The sequence below is a fragment of the Mariniflexile jejuense genome, from assembly GCF_042675665.1.
In the GTDB taxonomy this organism is placed as follows: domain Bacteria; phylum Bacteroidota; class Bacteroidia; order Flavobacteriales; family Flavobacteriaceae; genus Mariniflexile; species Mariniflexile jejuense.
Genome location: NZ_JBHTJI010000001.1, coordinates 162525 through 179756 on the forward strand (window position 1 = coordinate 162525; position 17232 = coordinate 179756).

At 31.3% G+C, this 17232-nt stretch carries 14 protein-coding genes and 1 other RNA gene; 6 read left to right on the forward strand and 9 right to left on the reverse strand.

Features of this window, described 5'->3' with window-relative positions:
* Positions 1-4011, reverse strand: a 4011-nt coding sequence (locus tag ACFQ1R_RS00665) for an HYR-like domain-containing protein (RefSeq protein WP_379924153.1), incomplete at its 3' end; no start/stop codon positions are given.
* A gap of 38 nt (positions 4012-4049) precedes the next feature.
* On the reverse strand, positions 4050-4571 hold the full coding sequence (locus ACFQ1R_RS00670) for a hypothetical protein (RefSeq protein ID WP_379924154.1): 522 nt from the start codon (positions 4569-4571) through the stop codon (positions 4050-4052).
* 470 nt (positions 4572-5041) lie between these two features.
* On the opposite strand from ACFQ1R_RS00670, the gene ACFQ1R_RS00675 reads away from it, so the two are divergent.
* The 4 genes from ACFQ1R_RS00675 (at position 5042) to ACFQ1R_RS00690 (ending at position 9258) form a co-directional block, all read left to right on the forward strand.
* The gene (locus tag ACFQ1R_RS00675; protein ID WP_379924156.1) at positions 5042-5527 is read left to right on the forward strand and encodes a SixA phosphatase family protein; all 486 of its coding nucleotides are present in this window, start codon (positions 5042-5044) and stop codon (positions 5525-5527) included.
* 137 nt (positions 5528-5664) lie between these two features.
* Positions 5665-7728, forward strand: coding sequence for a polyphosphate kinase 1 (ppk1, locus tag ACFQ1R_RS00680; RefSeq protein WP_379924157.1), 2064 nt, complete (start codon positions 5665-5667; stop codon positions 7726-7728).
* 1 nt (position 7729) lies between these two features.
* Positions 7730-8635, forward strand: a complete 906-nt coding sequence (locus tag ACFQ1R_RS00685) for a Ppx/GppA phosphatase family protein (RefSeq protein WP_379924158.1) — start codon at positions 7730-7732, stop codon at positions 8633-8635.
* Positions 8636-8733: 98 nt separating this feature from the next.
* Positions 8734-9258, forward strand: a complete 525-nt coding sequence (locus ACFQ1R_RS00690) for a porin family protein (RefSeq protein ID WP_379924159.1) — start codon at positions 8734-8736, stop codon at positions 9256-9258.
* Here the strand turns inward: ACFQ1R_RS00690 and miaE are convergent.
* The 3 genes from miaE to dnaX are packed head-to-tail and all read right to left on the reverse strand — an operon-like array spanning position 9255 to position 12155.
* Positions 9255-9836: a tRNA-(ms[2]io[6]A)-hydroxylase gene (gene miaE, locus ACFQ1R_RS00695; protein ID WP_379924160.1), complete on the reverse strand. Its 582-nt coding sequence runs from the start codon at positions 9834-9836 to the stop codon at positions 9255-9257. The two genes, ACFQ1R_RS00690 and miaE, sit on opposite strands and share 4 nt — an antisense overlap.
* A gap of 6 nt (positions 9837-9842) precedes the next feature.
* The gene (locus tag ACFQ1R_RS00700; RefSeq protein ID WP_379924161.1) at positions 9843-10409 is read right to left on the reverse strand and encodes a hypothetical protein; all 567 of its coding nucleotides are present in this window, start codon (positions 10407-10409) and stop codon (positions 9843-9845) included.
* Between the two features lie 9 nt (positions 10410-10418).
* Positions 10419-12155, reverse strand: a complete 1737-nt coding sequence (gene dnaX, locus ACFQ1R_RS00705; protein ID WP_379924162.1) for a DNA polymerase III subunit gamma/tau — start codon at positions 12153-12155, stop codon at positions 10419-10421.
* 249 nt (positions 12156-12404) lie between these two features.
* Between dnaX and ACFQ1R_RS00710 the strand changes: the two genes are divergently transcribed.
* Together ACFQ1R_RS00710 and rnpB are read left to right on the forward strand one after the other, a co-directional pair.
* The gene (locus ACFQ1R_RS00710; RefSeq protein WP_379924163.1) at positions 12405-13532 is read left to right on the forward strand and encodes a hypothetical protein; all 1128 of its coding nucleotides are present in this window, start codon (positions 12405-12407) and stop codon (positions 13530-13532) included.
* Between the two features lie 298 nt (positions 13533-13830).
* Positions 13831-14174: RNase P RNA component class A (gene rnpB, locus ACFQ1R_RS00715), an RNA gene on the forward strand.
* 70 nt (positions 14175-14244) lie between these two features.
* Here the strand turns inward: rnpB and ACFQ1R_RS00720 are convergent.
* From ACFQ1R_RS00720 to ACFQ1R_RS00735, 4 genes are all read right to left on the reverse strand, one after another.
* Positions 14245-14991 carry a hypothetical protein gene (locus tag ACFQ1R_RS00720; protein WP_379924164.1) on the reverse strand — a complete coding sequence of 249 codons (747 nt, stop codon included), beginning with the start codon at positions 14989-14991 and terminating at the stop codon, positions 14245-14247.
* A 140-nt stretch (positions 14992-15131) separates the two neighbouring features.
* The gene (gene rsmD, locus ACFQ1R_RS00725; RefSeq protein WP_379924165.1) at positions 15132-15677 is read right to left on the reverse strand and encodes a 16S rRNA (guanine(966)-N(2))-methyltransferase RsmD; all 546 of its coding nucleotides are present in this window, start codon (positions 15675-15677) and stop codon (positions 15132-15134) included.
* Positions 15677-16498: a DUF3822 family protein gene (locus ACFQ1R_RS00730; protein ID WP_379924166.1), complete on the reverse strand. Its 822-nt coding sequence runs from the start codon at positions 16496-16498 to the stop codon at positions 15677-15679. Before ACFQ1R_RS00730 ends, rsmD begins: the two co-directional genes overlap by 1 nt.
* Positions 16482-17219, reverse strand: a complete 738-nt coding sequence (locus tag ACFQ1R_RS00735) for a hypothetical protein (protein WP_379924167.1) — start codon at positions 17217-17219, stop codon at positions 16482-16484. The genes ACFQ1R_RS00730 and ACFQ1R_RS00735 overlap by 17 nt, the downstream gene beginning before the upstream one ends.
* Between the last annotated feature and the right edge of the window lie 13 nt (positions 17220-17232).

Genomic DNA, 17232 nt, shown 5'->3' on the forward strand with positions numbered 1-17232 from the left:
TACAGGTGTAATAGGGTTTCCACAAGCATCATTTACAGTAGGTGTTGCAGGAGCCACTTTAGCATCTACTAAACAGTTTACAGTAGAGCTACCATTAGCGGGCATTGTAAAGTCTGGTACATCGATAGTGTAAGTGTATGACCAATCAGCAGTATTACCAGCACAATCGGTATACGTATATACCCAAACCATATCACCAGAACAAGCAATATCAGCAGGTGTTGTTTTTAACACAGGAGTTATAGTGTTACCACAAGCATCATTTACAGTAGGTGTTGCAGGAGCCACTTTAGCATCAACTAAACAGTTTACAGTAGAGCTACCATTAGCAGGCATTGTAAAGTCTGGTATATTAATAGTGTAAGTATATGACCAATCATGTGTATTACCTTCACAATCGGTATAAGTATATACCCAAACCATATCACCAGAACAAGCAATATCAGCAGGTGTTGTTTTTAACACAGGAGTTATAGTGTTACCACAAGCATCATTTACAGTAGGTGTTGCAGGTGCCACTTTAGCATCAACTAAACAGTTTACTGTAGAGCTACCATTAGCAGGCATTGTAAAGTCTGGTACATCAATAGTGTAAGTATATGACCAATCATGTGTATTACCTTCACAATCGGTATAAGTATATACCCAAACCATATCACCAGAACAAGCAATATCAGCAGGTGTTGTTTTTAATACCGGAGTTATAGTGTTACCACAAGCATCATTTACAGTAGGTGTTGTAGGTGCCACTTTAGCATCAACTAAACAGTTTACAGTAGAGCTACCATTAGCAGGCATTGTAAAGTCTGGCACATCGATAGTATAAGTATATGACCAATCAGCAGTATTACCAGCACAATCGGTATAAGTATATACCCAAACCATATCACCAGAACAAGCAATATCAGCAGGTGTTGTTTTTAACACAGGAGTTATAGTGTTACCACAAGCATCATTTACAGTAGGTGTTGTAGGAGCCACTTTAGCATCAACTAAACAGTTTACAGTAGAGCTACCATTAGCCGGCATTGAAAAGTCTTCTTGTGTTATTGTAATTGTTTGAACAGCTGTAGCAGTATTACCACATCCATCAGTAATTGTAAATGTTCTAGTTACTACCAAAGGACAGTTAGAACTAGTATTTATAACATCAATATAAGTAATACTTGCTATAGTTTCATCATCTGAAGCTGTATAACCAGTAGTAACGTAGGTAGCTTTAATATCAGCAGATTGAGTTGAACTATATGGGTATCTAGAATTAGCCAGAGTAATACTATTTTCATTACAACCTGTAATATCAATTGTACTAGGTGCAGTAATAACAGGATTTTCACCATATACTGTAACTTTTATAGGAACTCTATTAGGGCTAATACAAGAATTTGAATAACCTTCTGCAACATAATAGGTTGTTACACCTGCTGTTGTTGTTGATGGAGTAATAGAATTTTGAGCTGGTGTTGCAGGGTTATTATCTACATAATAATATAACTTATAAGCAGACGGTGATGTTGGATAATCACTTGGATTTGCCGATAATGGATTAGCTGTTTGACCTAAGCAATAATTGATATCTTGAACCGTTGGTACAGACGCTATATTTGAAACATTGATGCTAAATTGATAATAACATGTGGTTGATCCAGGAGGAATAGCGTAATAGTTTGTGCTTCCTATAGTTGGAGGAAACGGATTTGATGCATTATATTCTATAGAAGAAGGTGTTTTAGGATATTCATTATAAAACTTTGTTCCTCCAGGAAATGCTGCACTAACTTGTGATGTTTGTATAGGTGTTGAACCAATATTGCAGAAATAAAAATCTCTAACATGTGTATAACTACCACAATTAGCGGCAATATATGCATCAGAATCAATATTAATAATGCTAGGTGTTGGTATAGGTTCACCAATACAAGAACCAGATGTTTGATATCCTTGAATTAATGGTTGATTAAAATTGGTGCCAGAAGTAGAGCCTGTACCTGAAATAGTTCCGTTAAGAGAAATATTTGGGGTACAATTAGGATTTACTAATAACGAGCAATCTGTTGTAGCTGTTAGCGTAAAACTTAAATCAGCTAAAATACTATCAGGATTTGTTGGTACGGGCAATGTACCAAGATTCCAAATTATTGAACCTGTAGCACCAGCATTCGGGTCGTAGATAGGAACATTAGAGGTTGAAAATGGAGCATAGGTATTATATGAAATACTCAATGCTTCATACGATGATGTATAAGGTACAGGAATAGTAATAACTGTATTATTAGTAGCTTCTGTACCTTTGTTTTTTATTTCAATTTTATAATCTGCACTTTCACCAGGTAATAATGATGAAGGGTTTGATCCACCTGTGCTAGTCGCAGTTGTTGTTAAAATTCCTTCCATTTCTGGAATATACGCATCAACTGAAAATGTGATATTAAATATTATGTACGTGTCTTGGGCAGAACCATATCTGAACGAAGTGGATGTTTGATTGTTGGTTATAAACTTGTTGTCATCCAACGTTGTTGCATTGCTATTACCATTATCAACATTAAACATGGCTATATCCAAACCTGTATTATTGTTGTAGTTAGGATTTCTGGTATTTCCACCAGTTACAATTGACGAGTTAAAGAAGTTTGTAGCTATGTTGTTACTATGGCTAAGCGGTTCATAAGTATTGGTATCTTGTCTTAACATTTCAAAGGCATCACCAGTCCAAGCAATGTCACCTTCTCCAGCCATAAGCCCAAGTTTAATATTTACATCACCATTTTGAACAGCTTTAAAACCAGACACGCTTAGTGTGTGATTTATTGGAGCACCTCCGTTAGGATTTTGTACATAAGCATGACCGTCAAATACAGTTATATCTCTCCATTTCATTTTAGAGTTTTCATAAACTACCACTAAGCCCCAGCCACCATAGTAACCAGTTCCATCAACATTTCCTTCTCTTAAAGCAATATCTGCAACAAAATATTCACCTAAACCATTCTGTCTTACATAATCGGTAATTTCAGCATAGGCTGAATACATATTTCTGTCGTCGCCATTTGTAGGATATGCTATACCTGTTGCTGTTAATTGGGTGTAAGTTGAAGCTAAAGGTCCTTTAATAGATACTTTACGCTTATCGAAATTTTTTGTAACGGTTGTGGTTACTGGTACAGTTTGATTGTATGTAACATTTACATAAGCTCTGTTAGTGTTTTGTCTTCTTAATCTTGAAACTCTTAAAGCATTAGTTGAATTGGAGAAAACTGTGTAAGGAGTAGAAAGAAACGCATTATCATTGTCTATACTACTGGTTGTAAGCAATGATTCTGGACCATTGTTAACAGAAACATGCACTGTTTGATTGTTGTTTGAATTAGTGTTTCTTCTATATATAAATCGCACTGTATTTCCTACACCTGAAGGTGTGAAAGTATATTGTACGGTCCAAATTGCATTTTGACCATTTCCTGTTGATGTCTCAGAAATTGTTAAAGTGTAATTAGTATTAGCTATACTGTTGCCATTATATACCTCTACATTCGAGTTTGTTATTGGTTGTGTTGTAGTGCCACCAGTAGGGATTTGTTTTGTTACTTGAAAGGTTTCAGAATCTGTTTCACCATCACCAAAAGCTCTACCTGTCCAATATAAACCAGCATATATAATATTTGAACAGCTAGGAATCGCACCATTTTCTGTTGAAAATGTTAAATTTGCAGATGATGAGTTTAACGTATTAATATCATTATCAATATCAACATATTCCATGTCGTTATTGTTTGCTGCATTTGTTGGATAAGTATACCCAGCTAACTTTAGGTTTGTATTACCCATCATGGTGAAATCACCCTTAATGGTATAATTTGTAAGTCCTGGAGTATAATCGGAAGTTCTTGGAGCAAAAGGAACTCTTACTTGGCCAAAACCTATATTAATACTTGCAAACAAAATGGCAAATAATATCAATTTAATTGAAGTGCTATTTGCGAATGTTTTTTTGGAGTATAGTTGTTTCATTTCTAAATCTTTTAAATGGGTCTTGTGCTTATACTTTTTTATGAAGGAATTTCTATTTTATAAAAAACTCTAACATTCGAGTCTGAATTTATAAATTGTTTTATTTGAGTTTCAGTACACTTAAACGAACATTTAATATATACATATTTTAAGTTATTAAACCCATTAGCATCTGTTAAATCCAATTTGTTATTCAAATCTGCTACCGAATTTAATTTTATGGTTATCAATTCTACATCATTAAAGTTTGAATTAGTTTGATTTATAACATTAAAAGAGTTGGAATCATTAAATGTGAGTTTTGAAACTTTTGCACTATTATTAACCTTTTTAATGCTTTTATTTTCTGCATATGAAGTAGGGTGTAGTTTATATGCTAGGTTATAAAAATCTTCTCTATTGTTCCCTTTGCTTTTTTTTGCAGTTTCTTTTGATAAGGAATTGTTGTTTTCTATCTCATATATACCATTTTCTTGTGCACAAAGCTTTCCTGATGATATTAATGTAATACATAGAGATAACAATAATGAATAAAACGGAATTGTTAATTTATTTTTCATGGCAATATGATTGTTTTTTATTTTAAAAAATATAAATATATATAATACTTAAGGCAGTAAAATAATTACTAAAGCCTTAAATGTTAATTACTAATAAAAATGATACTAAAGTTTTTGAGGGGAAAAACTGCGAGGGAAATGCATTGAATACCAATGCCAATATTTTTTGTGAAATTAGATTTGGGGTCATAACTTTCAATTTTATAGGTAAAACAAATTAACGTATATGCTTACTGTTGTTCAAAATAAAATGACAAATCACTTATAAATTCGTTTAAAAGCTAAATAAAACATTTAAACGGAATAATTGGTTAATCATCGACTTAAACTTTTTACATACTAATTATTTAGTAATTACATTTATTTTTATTAACACACAACCATTTAAAACTAAATAGAAAACACAAATAAAATGAATTATATCGATAAAAACAACATTTTATCGGTATAATTTACACTTAATCGAATTTATGAAAAAACTAATCTTAGTTAGGCACGCCAAATCTTCATGGGAATATGATGTGATTGACCACGAGCGTCCATTAAATGAACGAGGTATGTTAGATGCGAATACTGTATCAAATGCATTAAAAACAAATCATTTAGATATTGATTTGATATTATGTAGCGATTCAATTAGAACCACTTCAACAGCAAACATATTTATTTCAAACCTTAATATAAACAATACACCAATAGTATTTGAGTACGATTTGTACGATTTCGCTGGTAGTAATTTGGTTCAAGTTATAAAAAACTGTAAAAATGATGTAACCAATCTAATGGTTTTTGGTCATAACCACGCCATAACTGCTTTTGTAAATACTTACGGTAGTAAATTTATTGATAATGTGCCAACTTGTGGTGTAACAATAATTGAGTTTAACATTAGCAATTGGCAAGATTTAAATAAAGGAAAAACTGTAAATACCTTATTTCCAAGAGATTTAAGGTAATACGCATTTTAGTATTCATTTATATATCAAACACATATGTTATATTTAAGTAAAACACGTCTATATCGTGGGTTTTAAGGCATATTATTTAGCTTAAATAGAATATATTTGTGCTAAGCATACATACAATTACAAGCATGACAAAACCAGAAATTCACGAAAACAGCTATATAAATAGAGAAATTAGTTGGTTACAATTTAATGCCAGGGTTTTACAAGAAGCTTCAGATGAATGTGTTCCTTTAATTGAAAGATTACGATTTTTAGGTATTTTTTCTAATAATTTAGATGAATTTTTTAAAGTGCGTTATGCAACCGTAAAACGCATTGTTGATGCTGGTAAAGCCGGAAAAAGCGAATTAGGTGGTATTAAAGCCAATGAATTACTTGAAATTATCACACAAATAGTTATTAAACAACAAAGTGAAAGTTTAGAGGTTTTAGATTGTATTCATAAAAGGCTTGAAGATGAAAAAATTTACGTAATTGATGAAAATCAAATAGATGATTTTCAACACAACTTCATAAAAAAATATTTTATACGAAAAGTAAGTCCTGCATTAGTTACCATCATTTTAAACGATTTAGTAGTATTGCCTAATTTAAAAGATAGTGCTGCATATTTAGCTGTTAAAATGGTAATGAATGATGATAAAAATCAATATGCACTTATTGAAATTCCTAAATCAATCAATCGTTTTATAGAATTACCAAAGCAAGGTGATAAAAGTTATATCATTATGATAGACGATTTATTACGCCATTGTTTAGGCTACATTTTTAATATTTTCGATTACAAAAGTGTGTCTGCACACATGATAAAAATAACTCGCGATGGTGAGTTAGATTTTGAAAGTGATTTAAGTAAAAGTTTTATTGAAAAAATTTCCGATAGTGTAAAACACCGTCAAATTGGCGATCCAGTTCGCTTTGTTTACGATAAAACCATCGATCAAGATACTTTAGAATATTTAATGTCTAAAATGGGAATAGATAGTACTGATAGTATTATACCAGGAGGTCGCTACCATAACAGACGCGATTATATGAATTTTCCAAGTTTGGGAAGAACCGATTTGCTGTACAATAAAATTGAAGCATTACCTATTAAAGGACTAAGTTTAGAAACCAGTATTTTTAAAGCTATTGAGCATAAAGATTATTTGTTACATGCGCCATATCAAACGTTTTCATACATTGTAAAGTTTTTGCGTGAAGCTGCACTCGATCCGCAGGTAAAAACTTTAAAAATTACTATTTACCGTTTAGCGCAAATATCTCACATTGCAAGTTCATTAATTAATGCAGCAATTAATGGAAAATCGGTAACCGTTTCTATAGAACTTCAAGCTAGGTTTGATGAGCAAGCTAATATTGATTATGCGCAACAAATGGAAGAAGAAGGCATCAACTTAGTATTTGGCGTAAAAGGTTTAAAAGTACATAGTAAAATGTGTGTTATAGAGCGAGAAGAAGGCAAGAAATTAAAGCGCTATGGTTTTATTAGTACTGGAAATTTTAACGAATCTACAGCTAAAATTTATACCGATTACACGTTGTTTACTGCAGACCAACGTATTTTAAAAGATGTTAATAAAATTTTCAGCTTCTTTGAAACCAACTATAAAATTTTCAGATATAAACATTTAATCACATCGCCACATTACACAAAAAAAGCTATATTTAAACTTATTGATGCCGAAATTCAGAATGTAAAAAATGGTAAAGAAGGTTTAATTCGCTTAAAAATGAATAGTATATCTAGCTACAATATGGTTGATAAACTGTATGAAGCTAGTAATGCAGGTGTAAAAATTCAAATGATAGTTCGTGGTATATGCTGTTTAATACCAGGCATTAAAGATATGAGCGAAAACATAGAAGTTATTAGCGTAATTGATAAGTTTTTAGAACATTCTAGAGTATATATTTTTGGAAATAATGGCGACCCAAAAGTGTATATTTCATCGGCAGATTGGATGACACGAAACATTGAAAATCGTGTAGAAGTAAGTTGCCCAATTTATGATGAAGCCATAAAACAAGAAATTATAGAAAATTTCAATATTAGTTGGAATGATAATGTAAAAGCACGTTTGTTAAATGCTTCTCAAGAAAATGAATATAAAGTAAATAATGAGGAAAAAGTACGTTCTCAATTTGATATGTACAGTTATTATTTAAAAAAATTACAACATTAGTATGCTTTCAATAAAAAAATATGCAGCAATTGATATTGGTTCCAATGCCGTAAGGTTGCTTATTTCAAACATTATAGAACAAAAAGGAAAACCAGTTCAGTTTAAAAAAAACTCGTTGGTTCGTGTGCCAATTCGTTTGGGTGCCGATGTGTTTGTTAATAACCGGATTTCTAAAGAAAATACACAACGCTTAGTTGATACTATGTTGGCATTTAAACTTTTAATGAAATCTCACAAAGTTGTAAAATATAAAGCCTGTGCTACATCGGCAATGCGCGAATCGACTAACGGAAAACAAGTTGTCGATTTAATTTTAAAAAACTCAGAAATTAGTATTGATATTATTGAAGGTGAAGAAGAAGCTGCTATTATTGCTGCTACCGATTTAAATTCATTTATTGATGTAAGTAAAACGTATTTATATGTTGATGTTGGTGGTGGAAGTACAGAATTTACAGTTATACATGAAGGCAACCAAATAGCATCACGCTCATTTAAAATAGGAACGGTTCGTTTATTAAACGATATGGTTTCTAAAGAAGCATGGCAAGAACTGGAAGAATGGATAAAACTAAATACCAAAGAATACGATAAAATATCTGTTTTAGGTTCTGGTGGAAACATTAATAAAATATTCAAAATATCAAATAAAGCTTTAGGTAAACCGTTAACCTATTTCTACTTAACATCGTATTACAACTTGCTACAAAGCTATTCTTATGAAGAACGTATTACCGAATTAGATTTAAACCAAGATAGGGCAGACGTTATTATTCCCGCTATGCGTATTTACCTATCATCAATGAAATGGAGTGGTGCAAAAAACATCTATGTTCCTAAAATAGGATTGGCAGATGGCATTATAAAAAGTATCTATTTCCAAACGGTTTCGAGCAATACACAGTAAAATTCTGCACTTCACCTTTTTAAATTGCAGCTTTATTATTTTATAATATATATTCGTGCATAATAAATTGTAAAATTTATAACCCAAACCTATTAATTATGAAGAATATATTTTTAACACTACTACTTGTTATGTCCTTTTTAGGGTATTCGCAAGAGGTAAAGTATGGTGTAAGAGGTGGTTACAATATCTCTAACTTAGATTTTAATACCACACCCCAAATTACAAACAAGCACAGAAACAGTTTTTATATTGGTTTTTTTGGTGATATGCGTTTATCTAAAACTGTAGCATTAGTTCCAGAATTACAATTTTCGGCTGAAGGTGCTAATGTTGAAAAATGGCATTTAGATTATATACAAGCGCCAATTTTAGTTAAGTTTCGTTTAAGTGAAAAGCTGCGTTTTGGTATTGGTCCACAAGTAGGATTAAAGATTAATAAAGTAGATGATGGCCAAAAAAACATGGCATATTCTGGCGTTGCAGCTATAGATTACAAATTAACCCACATGCTTTTTGCAGACTTAAGATATACGTACGGGATTACAAATGTGTTTGATGATTATTTACCATTTGAAGCCAAAAACACAAATATTCAAATTGGTGTAGGCTACAAATTTTAACCGTGAATAGCTTCGGTTTTACCTAAATTAGCTATAATTTGACTCTCATATTCAAGAAGTTGTTGCCATTTGGCGTCAACTTCTTTTTTTTCGCCATATTGTCTAGCAAAACCTAAAAACATGGTATAATGGTTTGCTTCACTTACCATTAAATTTCTATAAAACGTTGCTAATTCTTTATCTGCCAATTCTTCTGATAGCAATCTAAAACGTTCACAACTTCTAGCTTCTATTAAAGCAGCATAAAGCAATCTATGTACTAATTGTGTAGTTCTACTACCGCCTTTTGGAAAAAATTTAACCAATTCAATTACATAATCATCGCGTCTGTCTCTACCAAGTGTCCAACCACGTTTTAAAATAATGTCGTGTACCATTTTAAAATGGCTAATTTCTTCTTTTACTAAAGCTACCATTTCTTGTACCAACTCGGTATATTCAGGAAAACTAACAATAAGCGAAATAGCTGTACTTGTTGCTTTTTGTTCACAAAAAGCATGGTCTGTTAGTATTTCTTCTATGTTTTTTTCAACAATATTAACCCATCTTGGGTCGGTTGGTAATTTAAGTCCTAGCATAATTAATTAGTATTCTAGTTTTATTTTTTTTAAGCTATAATTGCCTTTAGTGTCAATTTTAATATCGTAGTATATTACTTTTTCAGATTCTGGAAATATAAAACCACCTACAAGATACACATAGTTTTTTTCTAAAGGAAAGTCTTCATTCAACCAAACTTTATTGTTTATGGCTTTTGAAACACTATCTTTAATCGATTTATCTTGCTCTAAAAAAAAGTTGGCATCTAATTTTTTATCAAAAATAAGCACATTATCTTTTTTAATTTTCACTTCAGATATCCAATCTCTAAATTTATCAATATGCGTTAAAGTTTCATCAACTTTATATTGAAAAGTAACAAATCGGTTCATATCGGTATAGGTTTTTATACTTACAGAAAAACCATTACTTAAAATGGTATCTGTTTTTACTTCCGAATATTTTTCAGGTATATATGCTTCAACTTCAAGTGTTTCTAATGAATCTTTAAATTTTTCAACAGAATCTTTTAAAGTATCGTACTTTGTTTTGTTGCCGTTACAGCTTATTATAGATACAATAATGAAGGCTAAAAGCAGTAAATTTTTCATCTGTAAAAGTTATATATCTAAATCGAACGTTTTTCTTAAAAGGTCTATGCTTGGATTTTTCTCCTTCAATTTTTCAAATTTTTCAAGCGTAGTATATGCATATTGTTTTTCCATTTCTTCATTTACTGTAATGGCTAAATGAATATCAAAATTGTTTAACGCTTTTCTTATAAACGCCAATAATTCGTATTGTTGGCGTTCAACTTCCACTTTGTTGGTAGCGTTTGGAAACTCTAAATTTATAGCTGTTCCTGTTACCTTTGGTGTATCAATTGATAAAATGGATGCTAAATTATGCTTACCATCGTTTTGTAAATCTTCTATATATTGATTCCAAACGGTAATTAGTGCTTGTTCTGTAAATGGTTCTTTTGGCAGGTTTTCTTCATCAATAACAACATCCATTTGTTTAATAAGATGTTCTTTTTTTACTTTCAAACTTTTTAATGATAAACCAGAAGCACGTTGCAAATCGGACTTTAATTCAATTTTTTCAGGCTCGTTAATTTGAAATTTAGCTACAACAGGATTTGTACTAACGTCAACTTTTTTTACGTCACTCGTTTTTTGTTGAACAGTTTCAACGTTTGCTTCAATACTTTTAGGAACTGAAACAGGAATTGGTGTTATGCCTTTCTTTTTGAAAAAAGAAGCAGGAATTATGAAGTGCCTAGAATTTTTTTTTTCTCCATCAAAAGTGATAGAGGCAAGTTGCATTAAGCAAAGTTCAATAAGCAAGCGTTGGTTTTTGCTGCTTTTGTATTTTAAGTCGCAATCGTTAGCCAAATTAATACCTTGAAGCAAAAATTCTTGCGATGCTTTTTGCGCTTGTTCTAAATATTTCTTTTTGGTTTCGTCGCCAACCTCAATAAGTTCTATAGTTTCTGGTGTTTTACAAACTAGCAAATCTCTAAAATGCGACGCTAAACCTGCAATATAATGATGCCCATCAAAACCCTTAGCAAGTGTGGTATTAAATTGAAGCAACAATTGCGGAATGTTATTTTCTAAAATAAGATTGGTACTTTCAAAATACGTTTCGTAGTCAAGTACGTTTAAATTTTCGGTAACTGCTTGTCGTGTTAAATCTTTACCCGAGAAACTAACCACGCGGTCAAAAATAGACAAAGCATCACGCATAGCACCATCAGCTTTTTGAGCAATAATATGTAACGCATCATCATCGGCAGTTATACCTTGTTCTTCGGCAATGTATTTTAGGTATTCTTTGGCATCGCGAACTGTAATGCGTTTGAAATCAAAAATTTGACAACGCGACAGTATGGTTGGTATAATTTTATGTTTTTCGGTAGTTGCAAGAATAAAAATGCAGTGTTTTGGTGGTTCTTCTAAGGTTTTTAAAAACGCATTAAAAGCCGCTTGCGATAGCATATGCACCTCATCAATAATATACACTTTGTATTTGCCAACTTGCGGCGGAATACGCACTTGGTCGGTTAAGCTTCTAATATCATCAACCGAGTTGTTTGATGCCGCATCAAGCTCAAAAATATTAAAAGCAAAATCTTCGTCGCCCGTTTCGGTGCCATCGCTATTAATCATTTTAGCCAAAATACGAGCACAAGTTGTTTTACCAACACCTCGTGGACCTGTAAAAAGTAAAGCTTGCGCTAAGTGGTTATGTTCAATGGCGTTTAGCAAGGTATTTGTAATAGCCTGTTGACCCACAACGTCTTTAAACGTTTGCGGACGGTATTTTCGTGCCGATACTACAAAGTGTTCCAATTTTGCTGAATTTAGTTCAGCATCTTTTTGATGCCAATTGAATTAGTAACAAAGTTAAAAATTACATTGTAAATTAGGAATTACGAATTAGGAATTATGAATTAGTTATTAACAATGAATATAGAATTTCGATAATGAATTTTCTTGCTTTTGTAGAAAAAATCAACTAACTTCGTTTAACGTTTGATATAAGTCATTAAAACAGACTCATATCATTATAGTTATGTGCAAGCTGAAAAACCATCCCATTTGAAAAAAGAAGTAGTATTTAAACTTGAACGAATTGCTAGCATTTGGAATCACTTTATTTGGGAATATGATTTTTGTAAACGAAAAATAAAATTTACACCTGACGTAAGAACTAATTATTTCGGTGATATTTTAGGTTACTTCCAAGACACTTTTGATATCATATTTGACAATAGAGAATCAATATCTTATTCTGACCGATTCTCGAACCAAATAAGTCTCTTGCAAAGTATTTATGTTCAACAAGATTTCATAGAAGAATTATTGATAATATTTAAATGCAAAATAGAAAAAGGCGATTTAAAAAAAGATTCAAACTATAATATAAACCGAGAAATAAGGAATGAATTAGTTGGGCATCCAATCAGAAAATATAGAGGAGAATTTATTTCTTCCTGCTTATTTGGCTACAATGAAAGAAACGATAAAATTGTCTATTTAAGGTATCACAAGGATAACAACTATGAGTTTGAGTCGATGGAATTTCCTATTTCAGAAATCATTGAAAGGCATAAGAATTTTTTAAATAAATTCTTTGACATAATCCTTAATAAACTAAAACAAATTCTTTTAAGTTTTATAAAACAAATTGAAAAATTGGAAGAATTGATTTCTAAACAAAGTTTTAATGAAATTTTAAATATAGCATCTGTATATTATGAAACAATTTTTAAAAACAATTACATATATGACAAGGAATCGTTGCTAATAATCTATGCTCGTAAAGATGAACATAGAAGATATCAAAACCTAATTGATAAATTTTATAAAGATTTAATAAGCGGTCTTAAAGAAACAAGAGAATATGTAATTGAACATTTTGAGCCAATTAAAGAAATTAATAAATCCGAAATAGAAAGACCAATTTTCGATATAAAATTTATTAATGCTGGAGACAGAAAACCAGCTGATAAAGAAAGACCTGTAACCTATCATTATGAACTTGGGAAAATTGCAACAAAGCGCAACCCAAGAGATTTTGGTTTTTTTGGAGGTTCTTTAAAACAAAAATGTGCTAACAATGAAGTTGTTCTTAACGAATTGAACCATATGGAATTGAATATCTATAATGAAATTGAATATTACACAGCATATAGATTAATTTGCTCTGAATTGAGAGATGAATAAAAGCCAGCATATAACATCGTGTAAAAAACATTGCTTATTTTAGTTTAATCGTTTGGTCGTTGCTTTGTTTGCTTGCATCTGATTTTCCTTCGGAAAATCCTCGCACTCAAACACGCAACGTTCCTTACACATAAACGTTAAACGAACTAAAAAAAACAATCTATATCCATCAAAGAATTATCTAACTATTTATAAAGTTTATTAGGTTTCTCGTTTAGTAAGATACGGTTACCAATAAGTAATACTAATTTTGAATTTTACATTGTTTATTATTCATTGTTAATTGTACCTTTGCGGCTAAGTAAATCGCCTTATCGCTTCCTGATATTTTTCGGGAGGAGGAAAGTCCGAACACCGTAGTGCAATATAGTGGTTAATGGCCACCAACCGAGAGGTTAGGACAAGTGCAACAGAAAGTATGTACAGGTAATGCTGTAGTGAAACCAGGTAAACTCTATGTGGTGCAATGCTATGTAAACCAGCGTTTAAGGGTTGCACGCCCAATGCTGGAGGGTAAGCAGCTAAAGTGTATTGGTAACAATGCACTCAGATAAATGATAAGGTATTCTTGTAATTTGTTTCGGGTAGATCCTGAAACATGTTCAGGATGAACAGAATTCGGCTTATAGATTTACTTACTTATAAATAAACCCTTCTTTTTTGTTTAAAAAGAAGGGTTTATAATTACAAAATGAAAGATGCTAACAATAACTTATTTAGGCGAGTAGGATAGATCTGGTCGCATTTCGCCGGCATATTCTTCAAACCTCGTTGCGTAATTCATCACTTTGCTAAAGGTTTCCCAACGGTCTGGACCTAGTACGTCTTCATTTTTTTTGCTTCGGGTAGCAGAATCTATTTCATCTTTTGATGATACGGCTACTAGATAAAAGTTTTCGGTAGTACCAAAACCATTTCGGTAAATACGGTAGTATTCTTTTGATCCTTTGGTTTTGTAAAGTTCCTTTATAGCTTTCATGCCTTCGCGCACTTTGGCTGCGTTTTGTGGTGTAAAATAAATATAATACCAATTACGGTAGTTTTGTCCATCTTGCGTTATGGTTACACCTTCGGGCATATAAGTTAAATCTTCTACTAAATGTATAATGTAACTGCTGTGTGAATCGTAGCATTTATCAAAATCTTCAAAAAATTTCGACCATGTATCACCCATAGTTTTTGCCATGTCTGAAAACGGCGTTTTATCTAAATCTGCCATATTTTTTATGGGTGTAATGTAAAGGTATTTTAAATCGTTTGTTCTAGCAGTTACCCAACTGGTTTGTGGTTTGTGCTGTTTGCAGGCTTCTGTAAAATCTTTGGCTACTTTTTCATATTGCATCACCATAGATGGTTTTACATTGTCTTGATGAATTTGATACGCCATTTGTGCTAAAATGGAATTGGTAGTAAAGCAAAAAAGTAATGCTATTACTAAAGATGTTTTTAATGTTTTCATGTTATGGTTTTTAATTGGTTGATATTAATAGCAAACCATAAACAAGTACAATGAAAATACATTCATTGTAAGTAAACGCTAGAGTTGGGCACTCTTAGGGAAACTCTAATATACTGAAAAAAAAGGAATTATGAAAGTAATTAAGGAAGTGTATGCTCAAAAAAACTAAACATATTACCTCCATAACTTTTTGAATAGCTATAATTTTTTAAATTGGATAGGTTGGTATGTTTTGAATGTTCTACAATTAGTAAGCCTTCTTCTAATAGTAAATTGTTTTGAAAAACGAGTTCTGGTATTTTTGCAAAATCGTCATCGGTGAAGTTGTATGGTGGATCTGCAAATATAATGTTGGCTTGAAGAGTTGCCTTTTCTAGGTATTTAAACACATCGCTTTTAATAGTTTGAATAGGCATTTTGAAAGTTTCGGCAGTTTGATTTATAAATTTTATACAACCAAAATCTTGATCGACACAGGTGATATGTTCTGTACCTCTTGATGCAAATTCGTAACTTATATTTCCTGTACCTGCAAACAAATCGAGTACTATTAGCTCATCAAAATAAAAATGATTGTTTATAATGTTGAATAACGATTCTTTTGCCATATCGGTAGTAGGTCGCACAGGCAAATGTTTTGGTGCTACAATTTTTCGGCTTTTATATATTCCTGAAACAATGCGCATTATAAGCTTTTTATTAAAGTGAAATTTGAATGATTTGATTTTGGCTTTTCTAAATACGTATACGTTTCATTTCGGCTACCAAAACTTATATGTCTAATGTATTTATAGGCTATATTGTATAAAACATCATCTTTTGCTATGTTACCTATAAACACTAAATGGCAAGTTTCTGGATTTAGGTTTAGTTGTTCTATGGTGAAAAGAATGTAATATAAAAAATCTTCAGGTGAATTATATTCAAACGTATTATACAATATAAGTTTTGCGTTATTTATAACAATGGTTTTAAAATGATTGTTACTAACGTTTACATACATTTTAGGTACGCTCGCGTTTTTTTCAATTTGCAAAATTTGTTCAATTAATACGGTTGATGTATGCTTAAAGGTAAACGCACCAAATTGGTCGTAAATAAAATTATTTATGTTTATATATGGTACATAAACATTTACGCTATCGTTTATTAAAATTTCATCAAAAGCAATAAAATCGGACTTTAGTATTTTTGAGTTGAATTTTAAATAATCGGCTATACAATCTTCATTAAATAACGGTTTTGGTACAAGCGTAGAAAGGTCGTTATCGTGTAAAATTGTGATATCACCAAAATCGTTTTGTGTAATGCCTTCAGCGTTAAATAGATGTTTAAGTTTCTCTAAAACCTCTAAAGGGTTTAGTTTTTTATCAAAACTAATTTCATTAAGGGCAATTACAGTATTGATATCTCGTTGTAAAATACAAAAAGAAAGTCCACTCAAACTTATTTGAATGGACAGTTCTAGATTAGTTAGTTTGTTTAACGTATTATTCGTTTGAGCCATAAGTTTTAGGCCAGTTTCCGTTGGTATTTACTTCGTTCATAGAACCTACTTTTAAAGCATCTCCATTTACGCCATCAACCGAAACAACTTGATTTTCTTGAATTACCATATCTCTATCTTGGTCAAATAAGATAACATCTTTTTTAACAGAAGCTTCAAAAACTGGTATTTTAATATCATTTTGGTCTATAAAACCTGCTTGTAGTTTAAATTTTTCACCTTCTTTTCCAACAGGTACATTCATCATGGTTTTGTAACGTGTAGATTTTTTAAATAATGAATCTTTAACAGAAACAAATCCTAAGGTATCTATAATAACTTTATCTTTATAAGTATCAACACCAAAACGTTTTGTAGCTTCAACATCTAAAACTTGCGTATCTTTACGTTGTATGATTGTGTATTTTCCGTTTTCAATAAATTTTACTAATTCATCAAAATTATCAGTAAATTTTCCATTAACTTGTTTATAAGCTAATTGAGCATCTCTAATATCTATTAAATTTTTAATTACTTGAGAATAACGCTTATCTTTTTCTTGGTTGAACAAAATAGGTGTGTAAATAGATATGTAAGTTTGATAAGCAAGAAAAGCAATTAATACCCAAAGGCCAATATTTAATACAGGCTTAAATTTTGAAGGTATAAATTTATCAACTAACTTAACCAAGACAATTGTAAGCAGTATAGCTGCAACAGCAATAAGAATAAATTTCAACATAATCGTTTTATAA

Coding starts and splice junctions, on each gene's coding strand:
- miaE (WP_379924160.1), bottom strand. CDS start 9,836: ATGCTAGGACTTAAATTACCAACCGACCCAAGATGGGTTAATATTGTT.
- ACFQ1R_RS00720 (WP_379924164.1), bottom strand. CDS start 14,991: ATGAAAACATTAAAAACATCTTTAGTAATAGCATTACTTTTTTGCTTT.
- ACFQ1R_RS00675 (WP_379924156.1), top strand. CDS start 5,042: ATGAAAAAACTAATCTTAGTTAGGCACGCCAAATCTTCATGGGAATAT.
- ACFQ1R_RS00730 (WP_379924166.1), bottom strand. CDS start 16,498: ATGGCTCAAACGAATAATACGTTAAACAAACTAACTAATCTAGAACTG.
- ACFQ1R_RS00685 (WP_379924158.1), top strand. CDS start 7,730: ATGCTTTCAATAAAAAAATATGCAGCAATTGATATTGGTTCCAATGCC.
- ACFQ1R_RS00700 (WP_379924161.1), bottom strand. CDS start 10,409: ATGAAAAATTTACTGCTTTTAGCCTTCATTATTGTATCTATAATAAGC.
- ACFQ1R_RS00670 (WP_379924154.1), bottom strand. CDS start 4,571: ATGAAAAATAAATTAACAATTCCGTTTTATTCATTATTGTTATCTCTA.
- ACFQ1R_RS00735 (WP_379924167.1), bottom strand. CDS start 17,219: ATGTTGAAATTTATTCTTATTGCTGTTGCAGCTATACTGCTTACAATT.
- ACFQ1R_RS00690 (WP_379924159.1), top strand. CDS start 8,734: ATGAAGAATATATTTTTAACACTACTACTTGTTATGTCCTTTTTAGGG.
- rsmD (WP_379924165.1), bottom strand. CDS start 15,677: ATGCGCATTGTTTCAGGAATATATAAAAGCCGAAAAATTGTAGCACCA.
- ppk1 (WP_379924157.1), top strand. CDS start 5,665: ATGACAAAACCAGAAATTCACGAAAACAGCTATATAAATAGAGAAATT.